This window comes from Pseudomonas sp. KBN10P06128, assembly GCF_037574945.1.
In the GTDB taxonomy this organism is placed as follows: Bacteria; Pseudomonadota; Gammaproteobacteria; order Pseudomonadales; family Pseudomonadaceae; genus Pseudomonas; species Pseudomonas aeruginosa.
The window spans coordinates 5,157,633-5,180,320 of sequence record NZ_JBBELR010000001.1 but is presented as its reverse complement, the minus strand read 5'-3'; the positions used below and the strand labels follow the sequence as shown (position 1 = coordinate 5,180,320).

Sequence of the window (22,688 nt, the reverse complement as noted above, 5' to 3'; positions counted from 1 at the left end):
AGACCTGCATCGCCGGGGTATCGGCATGACCTCCCAGCGTACCCGAGAGCGCCTGATCCAGCGCCTGTACGAAGAAGGCCTGTCCAACGCCCGCGTGCTCGAGGTGATCCGCCGCACGCCGCGTCATCTGTTCGTCGACGAGGCGCTCTCGCATCGCGCCTACGAAGACACCGCCCTGCCGATCGGCCACAACCAGACCATTTCCCAGCCATTCATGGTGGCGCGGATGACCGAGTTGCTGCTGGCGGCCGGCCCGCTGGACAAAGTCATGGAGATCGGTACCGGGTCCGGCTACCAGACCGCAGTGCTGGCGCAACTGGTCGAGCGGGTCTTCTCCGTCGAGCGGATCCAGGCGTTGCAGGACAAGGCCAAGGAGCGTCTTGCGGAGCTAAACCTGCGTAATGTTGTCTTTCGTTGGGGCGATGGCTGGGAGGGCTGGTCGGCGTTGGCTCCCTACAATGGAATCATCGTCACCGCGGCGGCCACGGAAGTCCCGCAGTCGTTGCTGGACCAGTTGGCCCCGGGGGGCCGTCTGGTGATCCCGGTCGGTGGCGGCGAGGTCCAGCAACTGATGCTGATCGTCCGCACCGAGGACGGGTTCAGCCGCCAGGTACTCGACTCGGTACGTTTCGTCCCGCTGCTCAACGGCCCGATCGCCTGAGCCGGCGGCCGGCGTCGCCGGCCCGATTGAACGAAAGCGAAGAAGATGGATAAGGGGGAAGGATTGAGGCTAGCAGCGACCCTGCGGCAATGGACTCGGCTCTACGGTGGCTGCCACCTGTTGCTCGGGGCCGTCGTCTGTTCCCTTCTCGCCGCCTGTTCGTCGTCGCCTCCCGGCGGGGTCAAGGTCGTCGATCGCAACGGTTCCGCGCCTGCCGCTGCGCGGCGTACGCCGGTCACCAGCGGGCAGTACATCGTGCGCCGCGGCGACACCCTGTATTCCATTGCCTTCCGCTTCGGCTGGGACTGGAAAGCCCTGGCCGCGCGCAATGGCATCGCGCCGCCCTACACCATCCAGGTCGGTCAAGCTATCCAATTTGGTGGGCGGGCACCGGCGCAACCGTCCGTCGCGAAAAACACGCCGGTCGTCGCTCCGCCCGTGGCGACCAAGCCTACCCCGGTTCCACCCGCTGTTAGTACGTCGGTACCTGCCAAGCCCGCACCGGCTCCGGCCTCGACCACGACCCCACCCAGCAGCGGCGCGACTCCCGTCGTCGCGGGGCCTGCGGTGGGCGGTTGGGCATGGCCTGCGAGCGGTAGTCTGATCGGCCGTTTTGCCTCAAACGGAAGTTTGAATAAAGGGATTGATATAGCCGGTCAATTGGGCCAGCCTGTCCTGGCTGCGTCTGGTGGGACCGTTGTATACGCCGGTAGTGGTTTGCGGGGCTACGGCGAGTTGGTCATCATCAAACACAACGAGACCTACGTGAGTGCCTACGGTCACAACCGCAGGCTGCTGGTGCGGGAAGGGCAACAGGTCAAGGTAGGGCAATCGATTGCCGAGATGGGCTCCACAGGAACCGATCGGGTGAAGCTGCACTTCGAGATTCGCCGCCAGGGTAAGCCTGTCGATCCACTGCAATATTTGCCACGTCGCTGACCGGGAGTTCGCCCGCCCACATCATGTAGGTGAGCGGGTCCGGGCGTGTCCAGCGGGAAAGGAATCGCCCGGGCTTGAGTCGAACTCATGCAAGGGATAACGACATGGCACTCAAAAAAGAAGGGCCGGAGTTTGACCACGATGATGAAGTGCTCCTCCTGGAGCCCGGCATCATGCTGGACGAGTCGTCTGCCGACGAGCAGCCTTCTCCCCGGGCAACTCCAAAAGCCACCACTTCCTTCTCTTCCAAACAACACAAGCACATCGACTACACGCGCGCGTTGGACGCAACGCAGCTGTATCTCAACGAAATCGGTTTCTCGCCCCTGTTGACGCCCGAAGAGGAAGTCCACTTCGCTCGTCTGGCGCAGAAGGGCGATCCCGCTGGTCGGAAGCGGATGATCGAGAGCAACCTGCGGTTGGTGGTGAAGATCGCCCGGCGCTATGTCAATCGCGGACTGTCCCTGCTCGACCTGATCGAGGAAGGCAACCTAGGCCTGATCCGCGCCGTGGAGAAGTTCGATCCGGAGCGCGGATTCCGGTTCTCAACCTACGCCACCTGGTGGATCCGCCAGACCATCGAACGGGCCATCATGAACCAGACCCGGACCATTCGCTTGCCGATCCATGTGGTCAAGGAGCTTAACGTCTACCTGCGTGCGGCGCGGGAACTGACCCACAAGCTCGACCACGAACCTTCCCCCGAAGAAATCGCCAACCTGCTGGAGAAGCCGGTCGCCGAGGTCAAGCGCATGCTCGGCCTGAACGAACGGGTGACTTCGGTGGACGTCTCTCTTGGTCCGGACTCGGACAAGACCCTGCTGGATACGCTCACCGACGATCGCCCCACCGATCCGTGCGAGCTGCTGCAGGATGACGATCTCAGCGAAAGCATCGACCAGTGGCTGACGGAACTCACCGACAAGCAGCGTGAGGTGGTGATTCGCCGCTTCGGCTTGCGCGGGCACGAAAGCAGCACGCTGGAAGAGGTCGGCCAGGAAATCGGCCTGACCCGCGAGCGGGTTCGTCAGATCCAGGTCGAGGCGCTGAAGCGCCTGCGGGAGATCCTGGAGAAGAACGGCCTGTCGAGTGACGCGCTGTTCCAGTGACGGAAATCCTCAGGCCCACGGAAGACCCGGCGTTCGCCGGGTTTTTTGTGTCTGCTCTTGTAAGCATTAACTTACACAGTGTGTGAGCCTAAGTAGATAAATGCCCGGGAGGTTTGCCAAAAACACTCGGTGAATTTAAGTAACTTATTGAAAATAAAGGAATATATTTTTCTAAAATGGCTGCCGAAGAAGCTTCGCTGGGTTTTCTGGCAGGTTGCGGGAGCACAGGGAATCGCTAATATCACTCCTGCGTACAGGGAACACGCAACCCCGAAGGATCGGGGAAGGGACGTCGCCAGGGAGGCGATTCATCAGGATGATGACGAGGGACTGAAGAGTGGGCGGGGTAATACCCCGCCCCTTTTTTTTGCCTGCCGTTTTACTCGTCGCCAAAGAAAAGGCCCGCTGTTTGCGGGCCTTGGCGTATCAGCGCTCCAGATGCTGGAGCTTGCCGGCGACGCCGTCCCATTCCTCGGCGTCGGGCAGGGCATCCTTCTTCTCGGTGATGTTCGGCCAGACTTCCGCCAGCTCGCTGTTCAGCTCGATGAATTCCTGCATGTTCTCCGGCACTTCGTCTTCGGAGAAAATCGCCTGGGCCGGACATTCGGGCTCGCACAGGGCGCAGTCGATGCACTCGTCCGGATGGATGACCAGGAAGTTGGGTCCTTCGTAGAAGCAGTCTACCGGGCAGACTTCCACGCAGTCGGTGTATTTGCACTTGATGCAGTTGTCGGTGACGACGAAGGTCATTTTCTAGTTCTCTCCTCAGGCGGGCGGCTAAGCGCGCGCGATTCTAGCAGCTTGTGCGGTAGTCCGTCAGACCCGCATCTTCCATGCATATAACAGATCGAGAGCTTGCCGCGGGCTGATATCGTCGGGATTGATCCTCGACAATTCATCGATCACCGGGTGCGGCAGGCTGGCGAACAGGTCGCTCTGCATCGGCGAGGCGGGCTTGCCGCTCTGCTGGCTCGGCATCTCGTGCGGCAGGCTGGTGGTTTCCAGGCGCTTGAGGTGTTCGCGGGCGCGCTGGATTACCGGAGTCGGCACGCCGGCCAACTGGGCCACCGCGAGGCCGTAGCTCTGGCTCGCCGGTCCCGGCAGTACATGGTGCAGGAACACGATGCGTTCATTGTGCTCGGTCGCGTTCAGGTGCACGTTGGCTACCGCGGGCTGGCTTTCCGGCAGTACGGTCAGCTCGAAGTAGTGGGTGGCGAACAGGGTGAAGGCGCGAGTCCGGGCCAGGTCCTCGGCCGCTGCCCAGGCCAGCGACAGGCCGTCGAAGGTGCTGGTGCCGCGGCCGACCTCATCCATCAGCACCAGGCTCTTGTCGGTGGCGTTGTGCAGGATGTTGGCGGTTTCGCTCATCTCCACCATGAAGGTCGAGCGGCCGCCGGCAAGGTCGTCGGACGAGCCGATGCGGGTGAAGATGCGGTCCACCAGGGACAGCTCGCAGCGTGCAGCCGGAACGAAGCTGCCGATATGCGCAAGCAGCACGATCAGCGCGGTTTGCCGCATGTAGGTGGATTTACCACCCATGTTCGGACCGGTGATCACCAGCATCCGGGTGTCGGCATCCAGCGCCAGGTCGTTGGCCACGAACGGCGTCTCCAGCACCTGCTCGACCACCGGATGGCGGCCCTGCTCGATGTGCAGGCAGGTGTGTTCGACGAACCGCGGGCGATTCAGGTCGAGGTTCAGCGCGCGTTCGGCGAGATTCGCCAGCACGTCCAGTTCCGCCAGCGCCGAGGCGCTGTCCTGGAGCGGAGCGAGGTGGCCGATCAGGCGTTCCAGCAACTCTTCGTAGAGCGCCTTCTCGCGGGCCAGGGCGCGGCTCTGGGCCGATAGCGCCTTGTCCTCGAAGGCCTTCAGTTCCGGCGTGATGAAGCGCTCGGCGCCTTTCAGGGTCTGCCGGCGGATGTAGTCGGCCGGCGCCTGTTCGGCCTGCACCCGTGGCAGCTCGATGAAGTAGCCATGGATGCGGTTGTAGCCGACCTTCAGGTTGGGCAGGCCGGTGCGGGCCTTCTCGCGCGCTTCCAGGTCCATCAGGAATTGCCCGGCGTTTTCGCTCAGCGCCTGCAGCTCGTCCAGCTCGGCGTCATAGCCGGTCTTGATCACGCCACCGTCGCGGATCACCGCCGGCGGGTTGTCGATGATCGCCTTGGCCAGCAGTTCGGCGAGTTCGGGATAGGTGCCGATGGTGGTGGCCAGCGCCTGCAGGTGCGGCGCTTCCAGTTCGGTCATGGCGTTCTGCAGGTCCGGCAACGCCGCCAGCGCGTCGCGCAGGCGCGCCAGGTCGCGAGGGCGGGCGTTGCGCAGGCCGATGCGGGCGAGGATACGTTCGAGGTCGCCGATTTCCTTGAGCTGCGGTTGCAGGTTCTCGAAGCGATAGCGTTCCAGCAGGCAGGCGATGGACTCCTGGCGGGCTTCCAGCACCGCGCGGTCACGCAGCGGACGGTTCAGCCAGCGGCTCATCAGGCGGCTGGCCATGGCGGTCTGGCAGCGGTCGACCACCGATTGCAGGGTGTTCTCGCGGCCACCGCTGAGGTTGATATCCAGCTCCAGGTTGCGGCGGCTGGCGCCGTCGAGGATCACCGTGTCATCGAGGCGGTCGTGGCGCAGGCTGCGCAGGTGCGGCAGGGCGGTACGCTGGGTTTCCTTGGCGTAGGCGAGCAGGCAGCCGGCGGCGCCGATGGCCAGGGTCAGGTTCTGGCAGCCGAAGCCTTTCAGGTCCTGGGTGCCGAATTGCTGGCAGAGGCTCTTGTGCGCCGAGTCGCGATCGAAGTCCCACGGCGCGCGGCGACGTACGCCGCGGCGCTTCTCCGCCGGCAGGCCCTGTGGCCAGTCGTCGGGAATCAGCAGCTCGGCCGGGTTGAGGCGCTCCAGTTCGGCCAGCAGGGTTTCCCAGCCTTTTATCTCCTGGACGCTGAAGCGGCCGCTGGTGATGTCCAGCACGGCGAGGCCGAACAGGCGCTCGTCGCCGAGGATTGCCGCCAGCAGGTTGTCGCGGCGTTCGTCGAGCAGCGCCTCGTCGCTCACCGTGCCGGGGGTGATGATCCGCACCACCTGGCGCTCCACCGGTCCCTTGCTGGTGGCCGGGTCGCCGATCTGCTCGCAGATCGCCACCGACTCGCCGAGCTTGACCAGCTTGGCCAGGTAGCCCTCCGCCGAATGGAAGGGAATGCCTGCCATCGGGATCGCCTTGCCGCCGGACTGGCCGCGTGCGGTCAGGGTGATGTCGAGCAGCTTGGCGGCCTTCTTCGCGTCCTCGTAGAACAGCTCGTAGAAGTCGCCCATGCGATAGAACATCAATTGGTCGGGGTGCTGATGCTTCAGTTTGAAGTACTGCTGCATCATTGGCGTGTGCTGAGAGAGGTCGGTCATACGGGCCTTCGGAAGCGGGCTTTGGACGGTGCAAAAGAGGGCAATGTTAACCCGATTCACCGGCCTGTGTCGGGTCCGTTCGGAACCGGCGCGGACCCTCAGGTCCGCGCCTGTGCGGGCTGCTTTCAGCGTGCCGCGGTATAGCTGGCGCCGAGCTTCTGCCGACCGTCGGGCAGGTTGATCTGCGCCGGGTCGAGACGCCAGACCCGCGCCGCGGCGATGTCGCCGAGGAGCAGGCTGTAGGTCGGGTCGAACGAAGTGCTGGAGAAGATCAGGTAGTCCTCGTTCACCGGCGCAGCATCGGAATTGTCGCCCTGGCAGTGGTTGAGCGGCAGGATCGCCGGGGTGCCGGGCGGGCTGTTGGGTACGACCATGGCCAACTGGTCGTTGCCGGCCGGCTGGGTACGCGAGAGGAAGTAGGCGGTGTAGTCGCGTACCACCGGGTAATAGTCGCGGCCCCCCGCGGCCGGGGTGGCGAGGGGGCTGACCTGGCCGTTCTCCAGGTTCCTGCGCACCACCCGCAGGCTGTCGCCGGCTCCTGTCGCGTAGACCACGTACTTGCCTGAGGGGGTGAGGAACGGCATCGACTCCTCGGTGCTCCAGCCGTCGCTGGTCACGGCTTTCCAGGCGCTCACGCCGACGCTGCCATCGCCATTGAAGACCAGGGTGGCGAGGCGGATGTCGCCCTCGTGCTTGAGCACGACCTGGCGGCCGTCGAAGGAGAACTTCGGGTCCTCGTTGCGACCGCCGATGGCCGCGGTCAGGTTGCTCGGCGCCTGGGTACCGCCGATGGCCCAGGCGAACACGTGCCAGGCGCCATTCTGGCGGCCCATGAAGGTCAGGTAGCGGCCGTCCGGGGAGAAATGCGCATTCATCGGGTCCTCGATGTTCCAGCCGGGTTGGTTGAGCTGGCGGGTGCTCTTGCTCTTGAAATCGTGCAGGTAGAGGTTCGAGGAGCCGTCCCCGTACTCCATATAGCTGTGGTAGACCAGGCGCCCGCCGAGCGCGGGCAGGCTGCTGGCGGGTTGCAGGGCCAGGTTGGCGGTGCAGGCCGCATGGGCGGGGAGGCTGGCAACGGGGGAGAGGAGCAGGGCGAGGGACAGCAGGGAGACCTTGAGTGGCGCTATGTTCATGGGGTGTCTTTCCTTGGACGGTGATGGAGCACGCATGTTCGCGCATTCGCTGCCTTCGCGCGGTTGCGCTTGTCCGAAAGCTGCTTCTGAATGGAAAAGCCGATGGTGTAGGGTAGTCCCTTTCCGTTTCTACCCTGGAGAACAGTGATGACCCTGATGGAGTCCGACCTGACCGCACTGGCCGCCCGCCTCGGCGAAAGCCTTCGTTACCTGGGCGAGCAGGTCAGCACGGCGGAATCCTGCACCGGTGGCGGCATCGCCGAGGCGATCACCCGCATCCCGGGGAGTTCGGGCTGGTTCGAGGCTGGCTACGTGACCTACTCGAACCGCCAGAAGACCCTCCAGCTGGAGGTGCCCGAGTCGCTGTTCCCGGCAGTCGGCGCGGTCAGTCGGGAAGTGGTCGAGGCCATGGTGCGCGGCGCCCAGCGGCACAGCGGAGCGCGTTTCGCGGTGGCGGTGAGCGGTGTCGCCGGGCCCGACGGTGGCTCGCCGGAAAAGCCGGTAGGCACGGTCTGGCTGGCCTGGGCCGACGGCGAGCGGCTGGTCAGCGAGCGCTGCCAGTTCAACGGCGACCGCGACGCCGTGCGCCGGCAGACGGTGGCGACCGCGCTGACCGGCCTGCTGCGCATGAGCAACGGCGAGAACCCGGGCTAGCCGCGCCTGCGGGCAACCGTTCGGAACATTCTTCCCGTCGGGGGTAGGCGAGCGACTTGCCCTGTGGAATAATACTGTCTACTTATACAGTTGTTCGTGGCCGTCCGGCCGCCCTGACTTCGCGAGGACTTCAATGGACGAGAACAAGAAGCGCGCCCTGGCCGCGGCCCTGGGACAGATCGAACGCCAATTCGGCAAGGGCGCGGTCATGCGCATGGGCGACCATGAGCGCCAGGCGATCCCGGCCATCTCCACCGGCTCCCTGGGCCTGGACATCGCCCTCGGCATCGGCGGCCTGCCCAAGGGCCGGATCGTCGAGATCTACGGTCCGGAATCCTCGGGCAAGACCACCCTGACCCTCTCGGTGATCGCCGAGGCCCAGAAACAGGGCGCCACCTGTGCCTTCGTCGACGCCGAGCACGCGCTCGATCCCGACTATGCCGGCAAGCTGGGCGTCAACGTCGACGACCTGCTGGTCTCCCAGCCGGACACCGGCGAGCAGGCCCTGGAAATCACCGACATGCTGGTGCGCTCCAACGCGGTCGACGTGATCATCGTCGACTCCGTGGCCGCGCTGGTGCCCAAGGCCGAGATCGAAGGCGAGATGGGCGACGCCCACGTCGGCCTGCAGGCGCGCCTGATGTCCCAGGCGCTGCGCAAGATCACCGGCAATATCAAGAACGCCAACTGCCTGGTCATCTTCATCAACCAGATCCGCATGAAGATCGGCGTCATGTTCGGCAACCCGGAAACCACCACCGGCGGTAACGCGCTGAAGTTCTACGCCTCGGTCCGCCTGGACATCCGTCGTACCGGCGCGGTGAAGGAAGGCGACGAGGTGGTGGGTAGCGAAACCCGCGTCAAGGTGGTGAAGAACAAGGTTTCCCCGCCGTTCCGCCAGGCCGAGTTCCAGATCCTCTACGGCAAGGGCATCTACCGTACCGGCGAGATCATCGACCTGGGCGTGCAACTGGGCCTGGTCGAGAAGTCCGGCGCCTGGTACAGCTACCAGGGCAGCAAGATCGGCCAGGGCAAGGCGAACGCCGCCAAGTACCTGGAAGACAATCCGGAAATCGGTTCGGTACTGGAGAAGACCATTCGCGACCAGTTGCTGGCCAAGAGCGGCCCGGTGAAGGCCGACGCCGAAGAAGTGGCTGACGCCGAAGCCGATTGAGGCCAATGGCGATCGTGCTCGATACGCCCGTCGCCGTGCGGCGGGCGGCCATGGATCTGCTGGCGCGCCGTGAGCACGGGCGCGCCGAGCTTTCCCGCAAGTTGCGCCAGCGTGGCGCGTCTGCCGAGTTGATCGATCCCACCCTCGACCGCCTGGCCGAGGAAGGTCTGCTCGACGAATCCCGCTATCTCGAAAGCTTCATCGCCAGTCGCGCCCGCGGCGGCCATGGGCCGTTGCGCATTCGTGAAGAACTGGCGCAACGCGGCCTGCCGCGCGCCGATATCGAAAGGGCGCTGGGTGCCTGCGAGGTCGACTGGAGCGCGCAATTGCGTGAGGTCTGGCGACGCAAGTTCGCCCGCCTGCCGCAGGACGCCAGGGAAAAGGCCCAGCAGGGCCGCTTCCTGGCGTACCGGGGCTACTCCATGGAGTCGATCAGCCGCCTGTTGAACGGCCGCAGCGACGATTGAGCGCGTGCCGGACCGGCAGCTTCAGTCCCAGTTTTCCGGCAGGTTGATGTAGTCCAGCAATTCCCGCAGACGCCCCTGGTCGCGCCCGTTGAACACGAAGGCGAGGCGGGTCAGGTTGCGGAACTCCGGTTCGTCCTGTTCCTGCTCGCTGTAGGCCTGCTGCTGGAAGCCGCCGCTCAGGCAGAGGCTGGCGAAGTGTTCGTGCAGGTGCGCCAGCGCGGCTTCGTTCAGGGCGTGGTTCAGGCGAATAACGAACGTGCCTTTCAGCCAGCGGCTGGAGTGGAAGTTGCGGTAGAACTGGGCGATTTCCTTCACCGCGTCTTCGGCCGAATGCACCAGGCGCATCAGGCGCATGTCGGCCGGCAGGATATAGTGATTCTCCAGCAACTGTTCCTGCATGAACTCCAGGGCGTGTTCCCAGTAGCGGCCGCCCGGCTGGTCGAGCAGCACGATCGGCACCAGCGGGCTCTTGCCGGTCTGCACCAGGGTCAGCACTTCCAGCGCCTCGTCGAGGGTGCCGAAGCCGCCGGGGCAGAGCACCAGGGCGTCGGCTTCCTTGACGAAGAACAGCTTGCGCAGGAAGAAGAAGTGGAACGACAGCAGGTTGCCGCTGCCGTCCACCGTATGGTTGGCGTGCTGCTCGAAGGGCAGGGTGATGTTGAAGCCCAGGCTGTTCTCCAGCCCGGCGCCTTCGTGGGCGGCGGCCATGATGCCGCCGCCGGCGCCGGTGATCACCATCAGGTCGTAGCGGGCCAGTTCCTCGCCCAGCTTGCGCGCCAGGGCATAGACCGGATGTTCGACCGGCGTGCGCGCCGAGCCGAACACGGTGACCTTGCGCCGCCGCTTGAACTGCTCGAGGACGCTGAAGGCATGCTCCATCTCGCGCAGGGTCTGCAGCATGATCTTGGCGTCCCAGCGGTTGCGGTCGGCCTGGGCCATGCGCGTCACGGTGAAGAGCATCTCGCGGTAGAGCGCGAGATTGGGGCTGTCGCCGGGAGCCGCAAGGGCCGCCAGTTCGTCGACCTTCCGCGCCAGGTCGGTGCCGCTGGTCTGGAAGTGCCGGGAAAGATAGTCATCGGCTTCGTAGGGCATTCGCATACTCCTTCTACCACCACCCTGGACAGGCGGTCATCCGCATACTGCCACGGACTGCGTGACAGTTGCGGACGGCGGCTCAGATCTCGATGCGTTCGCCGGGCTCGGGTATCTCGGCATCCCAGTCGAGGCGCTCGCGGATCGCGCCCCGCAGCGCTTCCATCTTTTCCCGCTCGCCATGTATCAGGTATAGCGCGGGACGGTGGGCGAAGTGAGCGACCCAGTCGAGCAGCTGCGATTGCCCGGCGTGGGCGGAGAAGCCGCCGAGGGTATGGATCTGCGCCTTGACCGCGATGCGCTGGTGGAACACGCGAACCGCGCTGGCGCCGTCGACGATGTTGCGGCCCAGGGTGCCGCGCGCCTGGAAGCCGGGGAATACCACATGACATTCCGGGCGCCAGAGGTTGTGCTTGAAGTGATGGACGATACGGCCACCGGTGCACATGCCGCTGCCGGCGATGATGACCGCGCCGCTCTTGATCCGGTTGATCGCCATCGACTCGTCGGCGCTGCGGGTGACGCGCAGGACCGGCAGCCATTCCTCCAGGCGGGTGGTGCCGGTGCCGCGAATGTACTCGCGGTCGCGGTCGTCGAACTCGTTGCTGTGGCGCAGGTAGATGCCGTTGGCGCGGGCGGCCATCGGGCTGTCGAGGAACACCGCCTGTTGCGGCAGGCGGCCCTCCTGGTAGAAGCGGCCGAGGTAGTAGAGCAGGTCCTGGGTGCGGCCGACGGCGAACGACGGGATCAGCACGTTGCCGCCGTCGCGATGCGCCTGTTCGAGGATCGCCGCCAGTTCCTCCAGGGTTTCGTTGCTGTCGCGGTGATCGCGATCGCCGTAGGTGGACTCGAGCATCACCACGTCGGCCCGGCTCAGCGGCGAGGGCGCGCGCATCAACGGCGAGCAGGTGTTGCCGAGATCGCCGGAAAACACCAGGCGGCGCGGTTGCACCTGGTCGTGGAATTGCACTTCGACGATCGACGAGCCGAGGATGTGCCCGGCGTTGTGAAAGGTCACCCGCACGCCACGAGCGACCGCCACGGTGCTGCCGAGGCTGATCGGCCGGCGCAGCTTGAGCGCGCGTTCGGTGTCGGCCTGGGTATACAGCGGCTTGATGCTCGGCTTGCCGATCCGGTTGCGCCAGCGGTTCTCCCACTCGGCGTCCTTTTCCTGGATGTGCGCGGAGTCCAGCAGCATGAGTTCGAGCAGTTCACAGGTGGCCTCGGTGGCGAAGATCGGGCCCTTGAAGCCCTCGGCCGCCAGGCGCGGCAGCAGGCCGCTGTGGTCCAGGTGGGCGTGGGAGATGACCACCGCGTCGATGCTCGCGGGATCGAAGGGGAAGGGCGCGCGGTTGCCGTTGTCGGCTTCGCGACGCCCCTGGCGCATGCCGCATTCGAGCAGGACCTTCACGCCATCGAGGGTTTCCAGCAGATAACAGGAGCCAGTGACCTCCTGGGCGGCGCCTAGAAACGTCAGTGATGCCATCGAGCCTCCTCCGTCAGAGCTCTGTCGACCCCCCGATACCTTTCGGGGATCGTGGAATGCCATGGAACCTTCGTACAGGGCCAGGGTGAACGAATCGGGGGCGGGGAGCTTGATGCAGGTCAGCGCCCTTTGCCGTGTGCTGCCTAGACTGCAAGGCACCACTAGGGAGGCTACCCACCATGAGTCAGATTCTGCCCAGTCAGGACGAGTTGCTTGCCCATGCGGCGGCCGAGCCGGCGTTTGCCGCGTGGCTGCAAGGCCATGGTCCGCTCCAGCATAGCGCAGAGACCCGCGCCGCCGTGTTCCGCACCGCTCATCAATTGGTCCAAGCCGGGCTGCAACCGGACCTGGCCAGTGTCTACCAGCTGTTCCGCGCCCTCGACCGGCTGACCGCCAGCGCCCTGCGCATCGTCGTGCACATGACCTACGCCCGGCGCATCCGCCTGGACGGCCAGCCGTTGCAGGCCGAGGATTTCAAGACACAGCCCGAGGGCCACACCGGCGGAGCCCTGAACATGGTCCCGGCCTACGCCGGCTACCTGGCACTCAACGTCCTGACCGGCAAGACTCGCGCCTGGCTGATGGGCCAGGGCCATTGCGTGGCCGCCATCGACGCGCTGAACGTCCTGACCGGCAACCTGCACCCGGAGCAGGAGCGCGCCTATGCTGACGGCGAGGAGGGGCTGAACCGCTTGCTGCAGGACTTCTACGGCTACGCCCAGGCCCCCAACGGCGCACCGGCGGCGCCACTGGGCAGCCACGTGAATCCGCATACCGCCGGCGGTATCGCCGAGGGTGGCTACCTCGGCTTCGCCGAATTGCAGTACGCGCACATGCCGCTGCCCGGCGAGACCCTGGTGGCGTTCCTCTCCGATGGTGCCGCCGAGGAACAGCGCGGCAGCGACTGGATTCCGCGCTGGTGGCGAGCAGAGGATTGCGGGGCGGCGCTGCCGGTGATGATCGCCAATGGCCGGCGCATCGAGCAGCGCACCGAACTGGGCACCCATGAGGGGCTGGAGGGCTTCAAGCTGCATCTGCGCCGCTGCGGCTTCGATCCGATCAGCTTCGATGGGCGCGACCCGGCCGCCTTCGTCTGTACGCTCTGGGAGATGGAACAGCGCCTGGAGCGGCGCGTGCAGGAGAAGAACAGCGGCATCCTCCGCTACCCGCTGCCGATTCCCTACGGCATCGCCGAGACGGTCAAGGGCTTCGGCTTCTATGGCGCCGGCAGCAACGCCGCGCACAACCTGCCGCTGCCGGGCAATCCGCATAACGACGAACAGGCCCGGCAACTGTTCAACCAGCATGCAAACGAACTCTGGGTCGAGCCTGAGGCTCTCGAATTGGCCCGCCGGCTGTTCGCCGAGCAGCGCGGCGAGCGTCCCCTCGAACGGGACAACCCGCTGGCCCTGCGCCATCCCATCGAACCGATCATCCCGCCGCTGCGCTATCGCGACGACCCCTGCTCGCCGATGGCCGCGCTGGACCGCTTCTATACCGAACTGGTGGAGGCCAACCCCGACCTGCGCGCCCGGGTCGGCAATCCCGACGAATTGGCCAGCAACCGCCTCGGCGGCGTGCTCAAGGCGCTCAAGCATCGGGTCAGCGAGCCGGAGAGCGAACTGGAATCGGTGAGCGGTCGGGTCATCACCGCGCTCAACGAGGAGGCGGTGGTGTCCGCCTGCCTGGCCAACCAGGGCGGACTCAACCTGGTTGCCAGCTACGAGGCGTTCTGCGTGAAGATGCTCGGCGCGGTGCGCCAGACCCTGATCTTCGCCCGCCAGCAGAAGGAAGTCGGGCGTCCGGCCGGCTGGCTGGGCTGGCCGCTGGTCGCTACTTCGCATACCTGGGAGAATGGCAAGAACCAGCAGTCGCACCAGGACACCACCTTCTGCGAGGCCCTGCTTGGCGAGATGAGTGACATGGTCCGGGTGCTCTTCCCGGCCGATCACAACAGCGCCCTGGCGCTGCTACCGACGATCTACCGCAGCCGGGGGCAACTGGCCTGCCTGGTGATCCCCAAGCGCGACCGGCCGATGGTGTTCGACGCCGTCCAGGCCGAGCGCCTGGCCCGCGACGGCGCGATCCTGGTCGAGGAGCGCTGCGGCTCCGATCCACTGCTGCTGATCGCCAACGGCAGCTACCAGCTTGAACAGATGCGCCGCGCCGCGCAGCGTCTGGCCGAGGCCGGGCAGGCCTACCGGCTGGTCTACCTGCAGGAGCCGGGACGCTTCCGCGCGCCGCGCGATCGCTGGGAGGTCGAGGCGGTGGCCGACGAGGCGTTGGTGGAACGACTGTTCCCGGATAGCCATGAGCGCCGCGTGCTACTCACCCATATGCGCGCGGAAGTGGCGCGCGGTCATCTTTGGCCAATCCTGCCGGATGCCCGGCGCACCTCGGTACTCGGCTATCGCAACCGCGGCGGCACCCTCGACGAGGCGGGCATGCAGTTCGCCAACCGCGCCTGCTGGGGCAACGTGCTGGCGGCTTGCGCCCGCTTGATGGAGGTGCCGCGCACCGCGCTGCTGACCCCGGAGGAAGCGGCGGCGGTGGCCGGCAAGGGCGATCCGGCGTTGTTGCGCTGAGTTCGGCTGCGTATCGGCGGATAGCGTCTGTGGCGTTATTCGCCCTGCCGAACGGGGGCGGGTGTCTGGCGAAGGCAGGGTGTGGGCGGGGTATCGGCGGATAGCGTCGGCGACGTCATTCGCCTACGGAGCGGGGGGACGAAGCGGCTTGAGCAGCCCGTCCAGCCCGTCGATCTTCAGCTCCAGGGTCAACTGCATCAGCCGCCCGAGTTCACCGGGCGGGAAGCCTTTCTTGTAGAACCACAGCAGGTACTCCTCCGGCAGGTCGACCAGCATCCGTCCCTGGTACTTGCCGAACGGCATCGGCGTCCTGGCGATCTTCAGCAGATGCTGCTTGTCCAGCATGGCGACCGCGCGGCGCGCTTACTTCTTGCCCTGGATGCGGCAGCTGCCGGCATCGAAGCGTTCGGTGGCGACCGGCTGGTTGGTCTTGTACTCGGTGAAGCTGTAGGTGAGGATCGCGCCGCGGGCGAGCAACTGGCGATAGCCGGTGTTGCTGCACACGCTATCGCCGAGCTGGCTGCGCACGCTGTCCGGGTTGGAGCGCATGCGCTCGGCGTGGCTGGCGCGTACGCTGAGGTGATTGATCAACTGGTTGCCTTCGACGGTGTAGCCCTGGTCGAGGATGTCTTCGTTGATGGCGCGGGGAGTGCCTACGCTGCTTTCCTTGGCCACTTTCTCCAGCATCTTGCTCAGTTCGAAATCCTTGAGCGAGGCGGCATGGGCGGCGGTGGGCAGGACGAAACAAAGGGCAAGGGCCATGAAGCGCGACATCGAAGATCTCCTGGGGCAATAAGCGGATTCGACCGATGGAGGGGGCGAATTGTTTCCGTCGGCCCATTCCCGGGACGGACGGTGGCGAATGGGCGCCATGTTACCGCGTTCGGGGCGGGGCACGGAAACGCAAAAGGGCGACCGAGGGTCGCCCTTTCGTCGATAGCGGTGCGGATCAGCGCAGCTTGATCTCTGTCCAGAGCTTGTTCAGGGCGCGTCGCTGGCGCGAGTTCAGGTCCTTCAGCGGCTCCAGCCTGGCCTGGGTGGTGGCGTCCGGGAACAGGGCGGCGAGCGTCTTGATTTCCGGCTTGATGAAGGGCAGGGCGGCGGCGTTGGGCGTGCCAGTACCGATCTGGTTGGTCAGCTCGGAAGCGTTCCGACCGTCGAGCATGAAGTCGATGAAGCGGTAGGCCAGGTCAGGGTTCTTCGAGCCCTTGTGGATCACCATGTTGTCGATGGCCAGCACCGCACCTTGGCGGGGCAGGGCGAAGTCGACCTTGAAGGCGCGGCCGGCAGCCTCCGCGTCGGCCCTGGCCTGGTACATGTCGCTGGAGTAGCCATGGGCGACCCAGATGTTGCCCAGGGTCAGCTCCTTGATATAGCTCGACGAGTTGAACGCGGCCCAGTACGGCTTGGCCGCGAGGATCAGCGCCTGGGCTTCCTTCCAGTGCTGCGGGTCGGTGTCGTTGGCGGAGTGACCGAGGTACTTCAGGGCGGCGCCGAACAGTTCCTGCGGGTCGTCCATCACCGTGACCCTGCCCTTGATCTTCTCCAGGACCGCCGGGTCGAAGATCACCGACCAGTCGGCGGGGTCGATGCCCAGTTTGTCCAGCTCGGTCTTGTTGTAGCCGACCAGGGTGGTGGTGAAGGCGTAGGGCAGGGAATAGCGGTTGCCCTTGTCGAAATCCTTGTCGAGGTAGCCCGCGGCCTCGTTGCTCAGGTTCGCCAGGCGACTCTTGTCCAGCTCCAGCAGGTCGCCCTTGCGGATCAGCGCCTCGACCGCGTTCTGGGTCGGGATGATCACGTCGTAGCCGCTGGCCCCGGCGGCCAGCTTGGCCATCATTTCCTCGGTGCCGGAATAGAACTCCTGCACCAGCTCGCAGCCACATTGCTGTTCGAAGCGTTTCACTGTGTCCTCGGCGATGTAGTCATTCCAGTTGAACAGATACAGCTTCTCGGCGGCGGTGGCCTGGGCGGCTCCTGCCATGAGGGTTGCGACGAGCAACAGCTTTTTCATCATGGTTCCTTGTTACGGGGTGGCAGGGCTCCGGAAACCGGAGCAGGGCAAGGCCGCGGGCCTCTCCGGGAGGCCCGCGGGTTTCGGCGGATCAATGGCCCTTGATGGCGCTGGGGGAGAGTTTCGAGGCGATCACGATCAGCACCAGGGTGAGCAGCATCAGCAGGGTGGAGACGGCGTTCACTTCGGGCGTCACGGCGATCTTGATCATGGTGTAGATCTGCGTCGGCAGGGTGGCGAAGCCGCCGCCGGCGGTGAAGAAGGTGATCACGAAGTCGTCGATGGACAGGGTGAAGGCCATCAGCGCGCCGGCGACGATGCCCGGCATGATCAGCGGCAGGGTCACCAGGCGGAAGCTCTGCCAGGGCGTGGCACCGAGGTCGCGGGCCGCCTCGGTGAGGCTTTCGTCCATGCCCGACATGCGCGCCTGCACCACCAGGGCGACGAAGCCGACCGAGAAGGTGATGTGCGCGAGGGTCACCGAGAGCATGCCCAGGCTCATGTTCAGGCCGATGAAAAAGATCACCAGCGAGACCCCCATCAGGAGTTCCGGAATGGCGATCGGGGTCAGCACCAGCAGGGGCAGCACGCGCAGCTTGAAGCGATGCAGGGCGACCCCGGCGAGGGTGCCGAGCAGGGTCGCCACGCTGGCCGAAACCAGCGCGATGACCAGCGAGTTGGCGGCGGCCTGGAGCATGTCGCGGTTGCCGAACAGCTTGCGGTACCAGTCCAGGGTGAAGCCCACCCACTCGGCGTTCAGCCGCGAGTCGTTGAAGGAGTACAGCACCACGATCACCAGCGGTACGTAGAGGAACAGGTACACCAGCGCGGTGGCGCTCCAGAGCAGGTAGGGCCTACGCATGGGCGCCTCCCTTGCGGGCGCGCGCGGCGCCCATGCCGAGGGCGACCAGCAGCAGGATGCAGCCGGTCAGGGCGATCGACAGCGCGCTGCCGAACGGCCAGTCGCGGGAGTCGAGGAACTGGCTCTTGATCAGGTTGCCGATCATGATGCCGTCGGTACCGCCGACCAGGTCGGGGATGGCGAACATTCCCAGCACCGGGATGAATACCAGTGCCGCGCCGGCGGCCACGCCCGGCAGCGAGAGCGGGAAGGTCACCCGCCAGAAGCGTTGCCAACGACCGGCGCCGAGGTCCTGGGCGGCGTCCAGCAGGGCCGGGTCGTGTTTCTCCAGGTTGGCGTAGAGCGGCAGGATCATGAACGGCAGGTGCACGTAGACCATGCACAGGATCACCGCGAACGGGGTGAACATCAGGCTGATCGGCTGCGCGCCGAACAGGTCCAGCGCGGCGTTGATCCCGCGGGTCAGGGCACCGGACGGCGAGAGGATGATCATCCAGGCGTAGACGCGTACCAGCAGGTTGCTCCAGAACGGCAGGATCACCAGCAGGATCAGCAGGTTGCGCCACTTCGCCGGGGCCCGGGCGAGGGTGGTCGCCACCGGGTAGGCGAGCAGCAGGCAGGCCAGGGTGGTGACCAGGGCGTAGCCGAAGGATTTGACGAACAGTTGCAGGTACACCCAGCTCTCGGTGAGCCGGGTGTAGTTCTCCACGCTGAGGTCGTAGACGGTCTGCCCGTCCTCGCTGTACATCCAGGGCGCCAGGCCGCCGTAGTCGCCGGGAAAGCGGAACGAGGCGAACAGCATGATCAGCGCCGGAACCAGGAAGAAGAACAGCAGATACGCTTGCGGCGGCCAGACCAGCAGCCACTTGCCGAGGTTCTTTCTCATCGTCTCAGGCCCTGACCAGGTGGCCGGCATCGAAGCGCCAGGCGGCTTCCACCGCGTCGCCCACCTCGAAGAACTTGGCCCGGCCGGGCGTGGCGTTGGGCAGCAGGGTTTCCAGGCGCTCGCCGTTCTCCAGCTCGACGATGTACAGGGTCACGTCGCCCAGGTAGAGCAGTTCGGCGACGCGGCCGCGGAAGTGCACCTCGTCGCTGTCGGCGGTGACGCTCTGCGCCAGGCGGATCTTCTCCGGCCGCAGGGTCAGCACGCAGGCCTCGCCGGGCTGGGCGTCGAAGGATTTCAGCGCCTGGACCTCGCCCAGGCCCCGGAGATCGATGCGCACGCGTTCGCCGTCGACCGCCTCGACTGTGGCGTCGAGCAGGTTGCACTGGCCGATGAAGTCGGCGACGAAACGACTGCGCGGGAAGCTGTAGATGGTTTCCGGGGCGTCCAGCTGCTCCACCCGGCCCTGGTTCATCACCGCGATGCGGTGCGACAGCGCCAGGGCTTCGCCCTGATCGTGGGTGACATAGACGAAGGTGATGCCGACGTCCTTCTGCAGGTTGATCAGTTCGATCTGCATTTCTTCGCGCAGCTTGGCGTCCAGCGCCGACAGCGGTTCGTCGAGCAGCAGCAGGCGCGGCCGGTTTACCAGCGCGCGGGCGATCGCCACGCGCTGGCGCTGGCCGCCGGAAAGCTGTGTCGGCATGCGCCCGCCCTTGTCCGCCAGGCGCACGTCCTTCAGGGCTTGTTCGACGCGGGCGTCGATCTCGCTCTTCGCCACTCCGGCCATCTTCAGCGGGAAGGCGATGTTCTGCGCCACGCTCATGTGCGGGAACAGCGCGTAGCTCTGGAACACCGTATGCACCGGGCGCTTCTCCGGCTCGACGCCGGCGAGGTCCTGGCCGTTGAGGCGGATCTCGCCGCTGTCCGGCTGGTCGAAGCCGGCGAGCATGCGCAGGAGGGTGGTCTTGCCGCACCCGGAAGGGCCGAGGAGGGTGAAGAATTCGCCGGTGTTGATCGTCAGGCTGACATTGTCGACGGCGGTGAAGTCGCCGAAGCGGCGGGTCACGTTGCGGATCTCGAGCAAGGGGGGCGTCACTCGTCTGGAGAGGCAGTAAGGTCAGCGGGCGGAGCCGGCTGCCCGGTGTCGAAAAAGGGGGCGGATTATAGGGATCGCGTCCCGCTCTAACTAGACGTCTGAGGCCCCTGTGAAGAATTTTTTTTCGCGGCCTCGGAAGTTGTCCGACAAAGCAGGAGCCACGCGGGCTCTGATAGAATTTCGCGGTCGCTTTCCAGCCCGTTTCCTCGAGTCTTCGATGTTCCTTCGCCCGTCCTTTCCGTATCGGGAGCCTGCCCGATGAGCCATGCCGTTTCCCGCTTGCGCCAGGAGCGCCTGGCGCGCAGCCTGAAACCCTTCGTCGCGCGCGGTTCGCGCATGCTGCGCTGCGAAAGCTGTCGGCTGCTGCCCAGCTATTGCATGTGCGCCTGGCGGCCGCGGGTCGAGGCGCGCGCCGGCATGTGCCTGGTCATGCACGACATCGAGGCGCTGAAACCGACCAACACCGGCTGGCTGATCGCCGATACCGTGGCCGACACCTTCGCCTTCGGCTGGTCGCGCACCGAGGTCGACCCGCGCTTGCTGGAGTTGCTGGCCGACCCGCAGTGGCAGCCATACCTGGTGTTCCCCGGCGAATACGTGGCGGCGGAGCGGGTGGTGAACGAGGTCGCCCCGCTGGCGGAAGGCAAGCGACCGCTGTTCATCCTGCTCGACGCGACCTGGACCGAGGCGCGCAAGATGTTCCGCAAGAGTCCTTACCTGGAGCCGTTCCCGGTGCTCAGCCTGCTGCCCGAGCAGCTCTCGCGCTATCGCCTGCGTCGCTCGACCCGTGGCGAGCACCTGTGCACCGCCGAAGTGGCGGCGCTGTGCCTGGAGCTTGCTGGCGACGAGGCTGCGGGCGAGGCGCTCGGCGCCTACCTGGAGGTGTTCAGCGAGCGCTACCTGGGCGCCAAGCGGCACATTCCGCTGGACGAGGCCAGCCCGGCGCACCGTGCCCTGGCGCCGTTCCGTGGCTGAGCGTCAGGCCGGGCGCGCTTCGGCGGCGAGCTTGCGCGGCCACAACTGCGCCACCAGCATGCCCGCCAGCATCAGCGCGCAACCGAAATAGCCGCGCAGGTGCAGGGTCTCGGCGAGGAACAGGGCGCCGGCGATGGCGGCGAACACCGCTTCCAGGGACAGGATGATCGCCGCATGGGAAGCGATGGCGTGCTTCTGCGCCACCACCTGCAGGGTGAAGCCGGTGCCGACGCCGAGCAGGCCGCCGTATAGCAGGGCGGGACCGGCCTGGACGATGGCGTCCCAGTGGATTTCCTCGAAGACCAGTGCCAGCAGCAGGCTGACCGCCGCGCAGGTGGCGAACTGCAGGAAGGCCAGGCGGATCGGGTCGTAGCGGCTGGCGAACAGGCCTACCAGCAGGACGTGCGCGCCCCAGACCACCGCGCCGGCCAGTTGCAGCCAGTCGCCGGAGGCGACCTGGAAGCCCGGGCCGATGCTCAGCAGGGCCATGCCGAGCACCGCCAGCGACGCCCCCAGCCAGGTGCCCGCGCCGGTGCGCTGGCCGAACAGCAGGCCGAGCAACGGCACGACGATCACGTAGAGCCCGGTGATGAAGCCGGAGTTGGTCACGCTGGTGAACAGCAGGCCGACCTGCTGCAGATTGATCCCGGTGGTCAGGGCGACGCCGAGGATCACACCGGCGAGCAACTGTCCGCGATTGAAGGGTTGCGCGCCGTCGCGTCGCGAGCGCAGCATCAGCAGTGGCACCAGCACCAGGGCACCGAGGACGAAGCGCAGGCCGGTATAGAGGAACGGCCCGATGGCGTCCATCCCCAGGCGCTGGGCGACGAACGACACCCCCCAGATCATGGCGGTGATCAGCATCAGGACATCGGCACGCAGGGCTTGGCTTCGCATGGCTCGCTCGACGGGGCGGGGAGGGTCCGCCACTCTGCCAGCAAGCCGGGGTGTTTGAAAAGACGAACGCGGTGTACGAGGTATCCCTCATTCGGCTTGACCGGTCCGCCCTCGGTCGGCATCCTGAGCGCCGCCTCGGCTGGGCCGAACAAACTAGGACATGTCATGGCTTCTTACGAGATCCTGATCGCCGACGATCACCCCCTGTTTCGCAGCGCTTTGCACCAGGCCCTCACCCTCGGGCTGGGCCCCGACGTGCGCCTGGTGGAAGCCGCCAGCATCGCCGAACTGGAAGCGCGGCTGAACGAGAAGGCCGATTGGGATCTGGTCCTGCTGGACCTCAACATGCCGGGGGCCTATGGCTTCTCCGGCCTGGTGCTGTTGCGCGGGCAATACCCGCAGGTGCCGGTGGTGATGATCTCGGCACAGGAGGAGGCCGCGGTGGTGCAGCGCTCCCGCGAGTTCGGCGCCAGCGGCTTCATTCCCAAGTCCAGTCCGCTGGAAACCCTGCAGCAGGCGGTGCGCGCGGTGCTCGACGGGGACACCTGGTGGCCGCCGCAGGATGCCGCCGCCGAAGCCCTCAGCGAGGAGGCCAAGGCCGCCAGCGCCGGGCTCGCCAGCCTCACCCCGCAACAGTTCAGGGTACTCACCATGGTCTGCGAAGGGTTGCTGAACAAGCAGATCGCCTACGACCTGAACGTTTCCGAGGCGACGGTGAAGGCCCACGTCACGGCGATCTTCCGCAAGCTCAACGTGCGCACCCGGACCCAGGCCGCGCTGCTGCTGCAACAAATGGAGACGGTTCCCGCTTCTCATTGAGAGACGGCTTAACGCTTTTTTGACCAGCCGGCGGCTAGACTGCCGGCCTTCCGAATCGATGAGAACCCGACGTGTCGCCTTCCCCCTTCAAAGGCCAGACCGGCCTCAAGCGTATCCTCAACGCCACCGGCTATTCCCTCGCAGGTTTCCTCGCCGCCTTCCGCGGTGAAGCCGCCTTCCGCCAACTGGTGCTGCTCAACGTGGTGCTGATTCCGGTGGCCTTCCTCCTCGACGTCAGCCGCGGCGAACGCGCGCTGATGATCGCGGTGTGCCTGCTGGCGCTGATCGTCGAGCTGCTCAACTCGGCGATCGAGGCCACCGTCGACCGCGTCTCGCTGGAACGCCACCCTCTGTCGAAGAATGCCAAGGACATGGGCAGCGCCGCGCAGTTCGTGGCCCTCACCGTGATCACCGTGACCTGGGCGACCATCCTGCTGGGCTGATCTACGCGGACATGA

At 65.9% G+C, this 22,688-nt stretch carries 22 protein-coding genes; 10 read left to right on the top strand and 12 right to left on the bottom strand.

The features are described from left to right. Window positions 1-25 precede the first annotated feature (25 nt). The 3 genes from VQ065_RS24195 (at window position 26) to rpoS (ending at window position 2,709) form a co-directional block, all read left to right on the top strand. Window positions 26-661 carry a protein-L-isoaspartate(D-aspartate) O-methyltransferase gene (locus tag VQ065_RS24195; RefSeq protein ID WP_073660134.1) on the top strand — a complete coding sequence of 212 codons (636 nt, stop codon included), beginning with the start codon at window positions 26-28 and terminating at the stop codon, window positions 659-661. 45 nt (window positions 662-706) lie between these two features. After that, a complete protein-coding gene (locus tag VQ065_RS24190) occupies window positions 707-1,600 on the top strand; it encodes a peptidoglycan DD-metalloendopeptidase family protein (protein WP_003092335.1) in 894 nt (297 codons plus the stop codon). A gap of 104 nt (window positions 1,601-1,704) precedes the next feature. Then, window positions 1,705-2,709, top strand: coding sequence for an RNA polymerase sigma factor RpoS (gene rpoS, locus VQ065_RS24185; protein WP_003113871.1), 1,005 nt, complete (start codon window positions 1,705-1,707; stop codon window positions 2,707-2,709). Between the two features lie 426 nt (window positions 2,710-3,135). Here rpoS and fdxA read toward each other — a convergent pair whose 3' ends face one another. The 3 genes from fdxA to VQ065_RS24170 form a co-directional block, all read right to left on the bottom strand. Next, window positions 3,136-3,459 carry a ferredoxin FdxA gene (fdxA, locus tag VQ065_RS24180; RefSeq protein ID WP_003092272.1) on the bottom strand — a complete coding sequence of 108 codons (324 nt, stop codon included), beginning with the start codon at window positions 3,457-3,459 and terminating at the stop codon, window positions 3,136-3,138. 66 nt (window positions 3,460-3,525) lie between these two features. After that, the gene (gene mutS, locus VQ065_RS24175) at window positions 3,526-6,093 is read right to left on the bottom strand and encodes a DNA mismatch repair protein MutS (RefSeq protein ID WP_003122151.1); all 2,568 of its coding nucleotides are present in this window, start codon (window positions 6,091-6,093) and stop codon (window positions 3,526-3,528) included. 125 nt (window positions 6,094-6,218) lie between these two features. After that, complete coding sequence (locus VQ065_RS24170) at window positions 6,219-7,226, bottom strand: TolB family protein (RefSeq protein WP_003092265.1); 1,008 nt, start codon at window positions 7,224-7,226, stop codon at window positions 6,219-6,221. Window positions 7,227-7,373: 147 nt separating this feature from the next. Here VQ065_RS24170 and VQ065_RS24165 point away from each other — a divergent pair, with 147 nt between their 5' ends. The 3 genes from VQ065_RS24165 (at window position 7,374) to recX (ending at window position 9,521) form a co-directional block, all read left to right on the top strand. Next, window positions 7,374-7,880: a CinA family protein gene (locus VQ065_RS24165; RefSeq protein WP_003092262.1), complete on the top strand. Its 507-nt coding sequence runs from the start codon at window positions 7,374-7,376 to the stop codon at window positions 7,878-7,880. Between the two features lie 133 nt (window positions 7,881-8,013). Then, the gene (recA, locus tag VQ065_RS24160; protein WP_003092260.1) at window positions 8,014-9,054 is read left to right on the top strand and encodes a recombinase RecA; all 1,041 of its coding nucleotides are present in this window, start codon (window positions 8,014-8,016) and stop codon (window positions 9,052-9,054) included. 5 nt (window positions 9,055-9,059) lie between these two features. After that, a complete protein-coding gene (recX, locus tag VQ065_RS24155; RefSeq protein WP_003092258.1) occupies window positions 9,060-9,521 on the top strand; it encodes a recombination regulator RecX in 462 nt (153 codons plus the stop codon). A 21-nt stretch (window positions 9,522-9,542) separates the two neighbouring features. Here recX and VQ065_RS24150 read toward each other — a convergent pair whose 3' ends face one another. Both VQ065_RS24150 and VQ065_RS24145 read right to left on the bottom strand, forming a co-directional pair. Continuing rightward, window positions 9,543-10,613, bottom strand: a complete 1,071-nt coding sequence (locus VQ065_RS24150) for an LOG family protein (RefSeq protein ID WP_003092255.1) — start codon at window positions 10,611-10,613, stop codon at window positions 9,543-9,545. 82 nt (window positions 10,614-10,695) lie between these two features. Then, on the bottom strand, window positions 10,696-12,099 hold the full coding sequence (locus VQ065_RS24145) for an MBL fold metallo-hydrolase RNA specificity domain-containing protein (protein ID WP_003092253.1): 1,404 nt from the start codon (window positions 12,097-12,099) through the stop codon (window positions 10,696-10,698). 179 nt (window positions 12,100-12,278) lie between these two features. On the opposite strand from VQ065_RS24145, the gene VQ065_RS24140 reads away from it, so the two are divergent. Beyond that, window positions 12,279-14,684 (top strand): D-xylulose 5-phosphate/D-fructose 6-phosphate phosphoketolase, encoded by a 2,406-nt coding sequence (locus tag VQ065_RS24140; RefSeq protein ID WP_003092251.1) that lies wholly within the window; start codon window positions 12,279-12,281, stop codon window positions 14,682-14,684. A 123-nt stretch (window positions 14,685-14,807) separates the two neighbouring features. On the opposite strand, the gene VQ065_RS24135 is transcribed toward VQ065_RS24140, so the two are convergent. The 6 genes from VQ065_RS24135 to VQ065_RS24110 all read right to left on the bottom strand — a co-directional run bounded on the left by VQ065_RS24135 (window position 14,808) and on the right by VQ065_RS24110 (window position 19,539). Beyond that, window positions 14,808-15,029, bottom strand: coding sequence for a DUF3820 family protein (locus VQ065_RS24135; protein ID WP_003092249.1), 222 nt, complete (start codon window positions 15,027-15,029; stop codon window positions 14,808-14,810). An 18-nt stretch (window positions 15,030-15,047) separates the two neighbouring features. Further along, window positions 15,048-15,458: a quorum-sensing-regulated virulence factor family protein gene (locus VQ065_RS24130; RefSeq protein WP_003092248.1), complete on the bottom strand. Its 411-nt coding sequence runs from the start codon at window positions 15,456-15,458 to the stop codon at window positions 15,048-15,050. 175 nt (window positions 15,459-15,633) lie between these two features. Beyond that, window positions 15,634-16,698 (bottom strand): polyamine ABC transporter substrate-binding protein, encoded by a 1,065-nt coding sequence (locus tag VQ065_RS24125; RefSeq protein ID WP_017002184.1) that lies wholly within the window; start codon window positions 16,696-16,698, stop codon window positions 15,634-15,636. An 88-nt stretch (window positions 16,699-16,786) separates the two neighbouring features. Further along, window positions 16,787-17,557 (bottom strand): ABC transporter permease, encoded by a 771-nt coding sequence (locus tag VQ065_RS24120; RefSeq protein ID WP_003092244.1) that lies wholly within the window; start codon window positions 17,555-17,557, stop codon window positions 16,787-16,789. Continuing rightward, window positions 17,550-18,443 (bottom strand): ABC transporter permease, encoded by an 894-nt coding sequence (locus tag VQ065_RS24115; protein ID WP_003092241.1) that lies wholly within the window; start codon window positions 18,441-18,443, stop codon window positions 17,550-17,552. The genes VQ065_RS24120 and VQ065_RS24115 overlap by 8 nt, the downstream gene beginning before the upstream one ends. Before the next feature lie 4 nt (window positions 18,444-18,447). Beyond that, a complete protein-coding gene (locus VQ065_RS24110) occupies window positions 18,448-19,539 on the bottom strand; it encodes an ABC transporter ATP-binding protein (RefSeq protein WP_003119359.1) in 1,092 nt (363 codons plus the stop codon). 258 nt (window positions 19,540-19,797) lie between these two features. Here VQ065_RS24110 and VQ065_RS24105 point away from each other — a divergent pair, with 258 nt between their 5' ends. Then, window positions 19,798-20,514 carry a tRNA-uridine aminocarboxypropyltransferase gene (locus VQ065_RS24105; RefSeq protein WP_003092235.1) on the top strand — a complete coding sequence of 239 codons (717 nt, stop codon included), beginning with the start codon at window positions 19,798-19,800 and terminating at the stop codon, window positions 20,512-20,514. A 3-nt stretch (window positions 20,515-20,517) separates the two neighbouring features. On the opposite strand, the gene VQ065_RS24100 is transcribed toward VQ065_RS24105, so the two are convergent. Beyond that, window positions 20,518-21,444 carry a DMT family transporter gene (locus VQ065_RS24100; RefSeq protein ID WP_003119360.1) on the bottom strand — a complete coding sequence of 309 codons (927 nt, stop codon included), beginning with the start codon at window positions 21,442-21,444 and terminating at the stop codon, window positions 20,518-20,520. A gap of 132 nt (window positions 21,445-21,576) precedes the next feature. Here VQ065_RS24100 and erdR point away from each other — a divergent pair, with 132 nt between their 5' ends. Together erdR and VQ065_RS24090 are read left to right on the top strand one after the other, a co-directional pair. Continuing rightward, a complete protein-coding gene (erdR, locus tag VQ065_RS24095; protein ID WP_003092229.1) occupies window positions 21,577-22,230 on the top strand; it encodes a response regulator transcription factor ErdR in 654 nt (217 codons plus the stop codon). Window positions 22,231-22,301: 71 nt separating this feature from the next. Next, complete coding sequence (locus VQ065_RS24090) at window positions 22,302-22,673, top strand: diacylglycerol kinase (protein ID WP_003092226.1); 372 nt, start codon at window positions 22,302-22,304, stop codon at window positions 22,671-22,673. Window positions 22,674-22,688 lie beyond the last annotated feature (15 nt).

Bases quoted from the DNA above. Each gene is read 5' to 3' on its own strand.
- VQ065_RS24195 (WP_073660134.1), top strand. From the start codon at position 26: ATGACCTCCCAGCGTACCCGAGAGCGCCTGATCCAGCGCCTGTACGAA.
- VQ065_RS24135 (WP_003092249.1), bottom strand. From the start codon at position 15,029: ATGCTGGACAAGCAGCATCTGCTGAAGATCGCCAGGACGCCGATGCCG.
- VQ065_RS24150 (WP_003092255.1), bottom strand. From the start codon at position 10,613: ATGCCCTACGAAGCCGATGACTATCTTTCCCGGCACTTCCAGACCAGC.
- VQ065_RS24115 (WP_003092241.1), bottom strand. From the start codon at position 18,443: ATGAGAAAGAACCTCGGCAAGTGGCTGCTGGTCTGGCCGCCGCAAGCG.
- erdR (WP_003092229.1), top strand. From the start codon at position 21,577: ATGGCTTCTTACGAGATCCTGATCGCCGACGATCACCCCCTGTTTCGC.
- VQ065_RS24130 (WP_003092248.1), bottom strand. From the start codon at position 15,458: ATGTCGCGCTTCATGGCCCTTGCCCTTTGTTTCGTCCTGCCCACCGCC.
- recA (WP_003092260.1), top strand. From the start codon at position 8,014: ATGGACGAGAACAAGAAGCGCGCCCTGGCCGCGGCCCTGGGACAGATC.
- fdxA (WP_003092272.1), bottom strand. From the start codon at position 3,459: ATGACCTTCGTCGTCACCGACAACTGCATCAAGTGCAAATACACCGAC.
- rpoS (WP_003113871.1), top strand. From the start codon at position 1,705: ATGGCACTCAAAAAAGAAGGGCCGGAGTTTGACCACGATGATGAAGTG.
- VQ065_RS24170 (WP_003092265.1), bottom strand. From the start codon at position 7,226: ATGAACATAGCGCCACTCAAGGTCTCCCTGCTGTCCCTCGCCCTGCTC.
- recX (WP_003092258.1), top strand. From the start codon at position 9,060: ATGGCGATCGTGCTCGATACGCCCGTCGCCGTGCGGCGGGCGGCCATG.
- VQ065_RS24145 (WP_003092253.1), bottom strand. From the start codon at position 12,099: ATGGCATCACTGACGTTTCTAGGCGCCGCCCAGGAGGTCACTGGCTCC.
- VQ065_RS24190 (WP_003092335.1), top strand. From the start codon at position 707: ATGGATAAGGGGGAAGGATTGAGGCTAGCAGCGACCCTGCGGCAATGG.
- mutS (WP_003122151.1), bottom strand. From the start codon at position 6,093: ATGACCGACCTCTCTCAGCACACGCCAATGATGCAGCAGTACTTCAAA.
- VQ065_RS24165 (WP_003092262.1), top strand. From the start codon at position 7,374: ATGACCCTGATGGAGTCCGACCTGACCGCACTGGCCGCCCGCCTCGGC.
- VQ065_RS24125 (WP_017002184.1), bottom strand. From the start codon at position 16,698: ATGATGAAAAAGCTGTTGCTCGTCGCAACCCTCATGGCAGGAGCCGCC.
- VQ065_RS24120 (WP_003092244.1), bottom strand. From the start codon at position 17,557: ATGCGTAGGCCCTACCTGCTCTGGAGCGCCACCGCGCTGGTGTACCTG.
- VQ065_RS24105 (WP_003092235.1), top strand. From the start codon at position 19,798: ATGAGCCATGCCGTTTCCCGCTTGCGCCAGGAGCGCCTGGCGCGCAGC.
- VQ065_RS24140 (WP_003092251.1), top strand. From the start codon at position 12,279: ATGAGTCAGATTCTGCCCAGTCAGGACGAGTTGCTTGCCCATGCGGCG.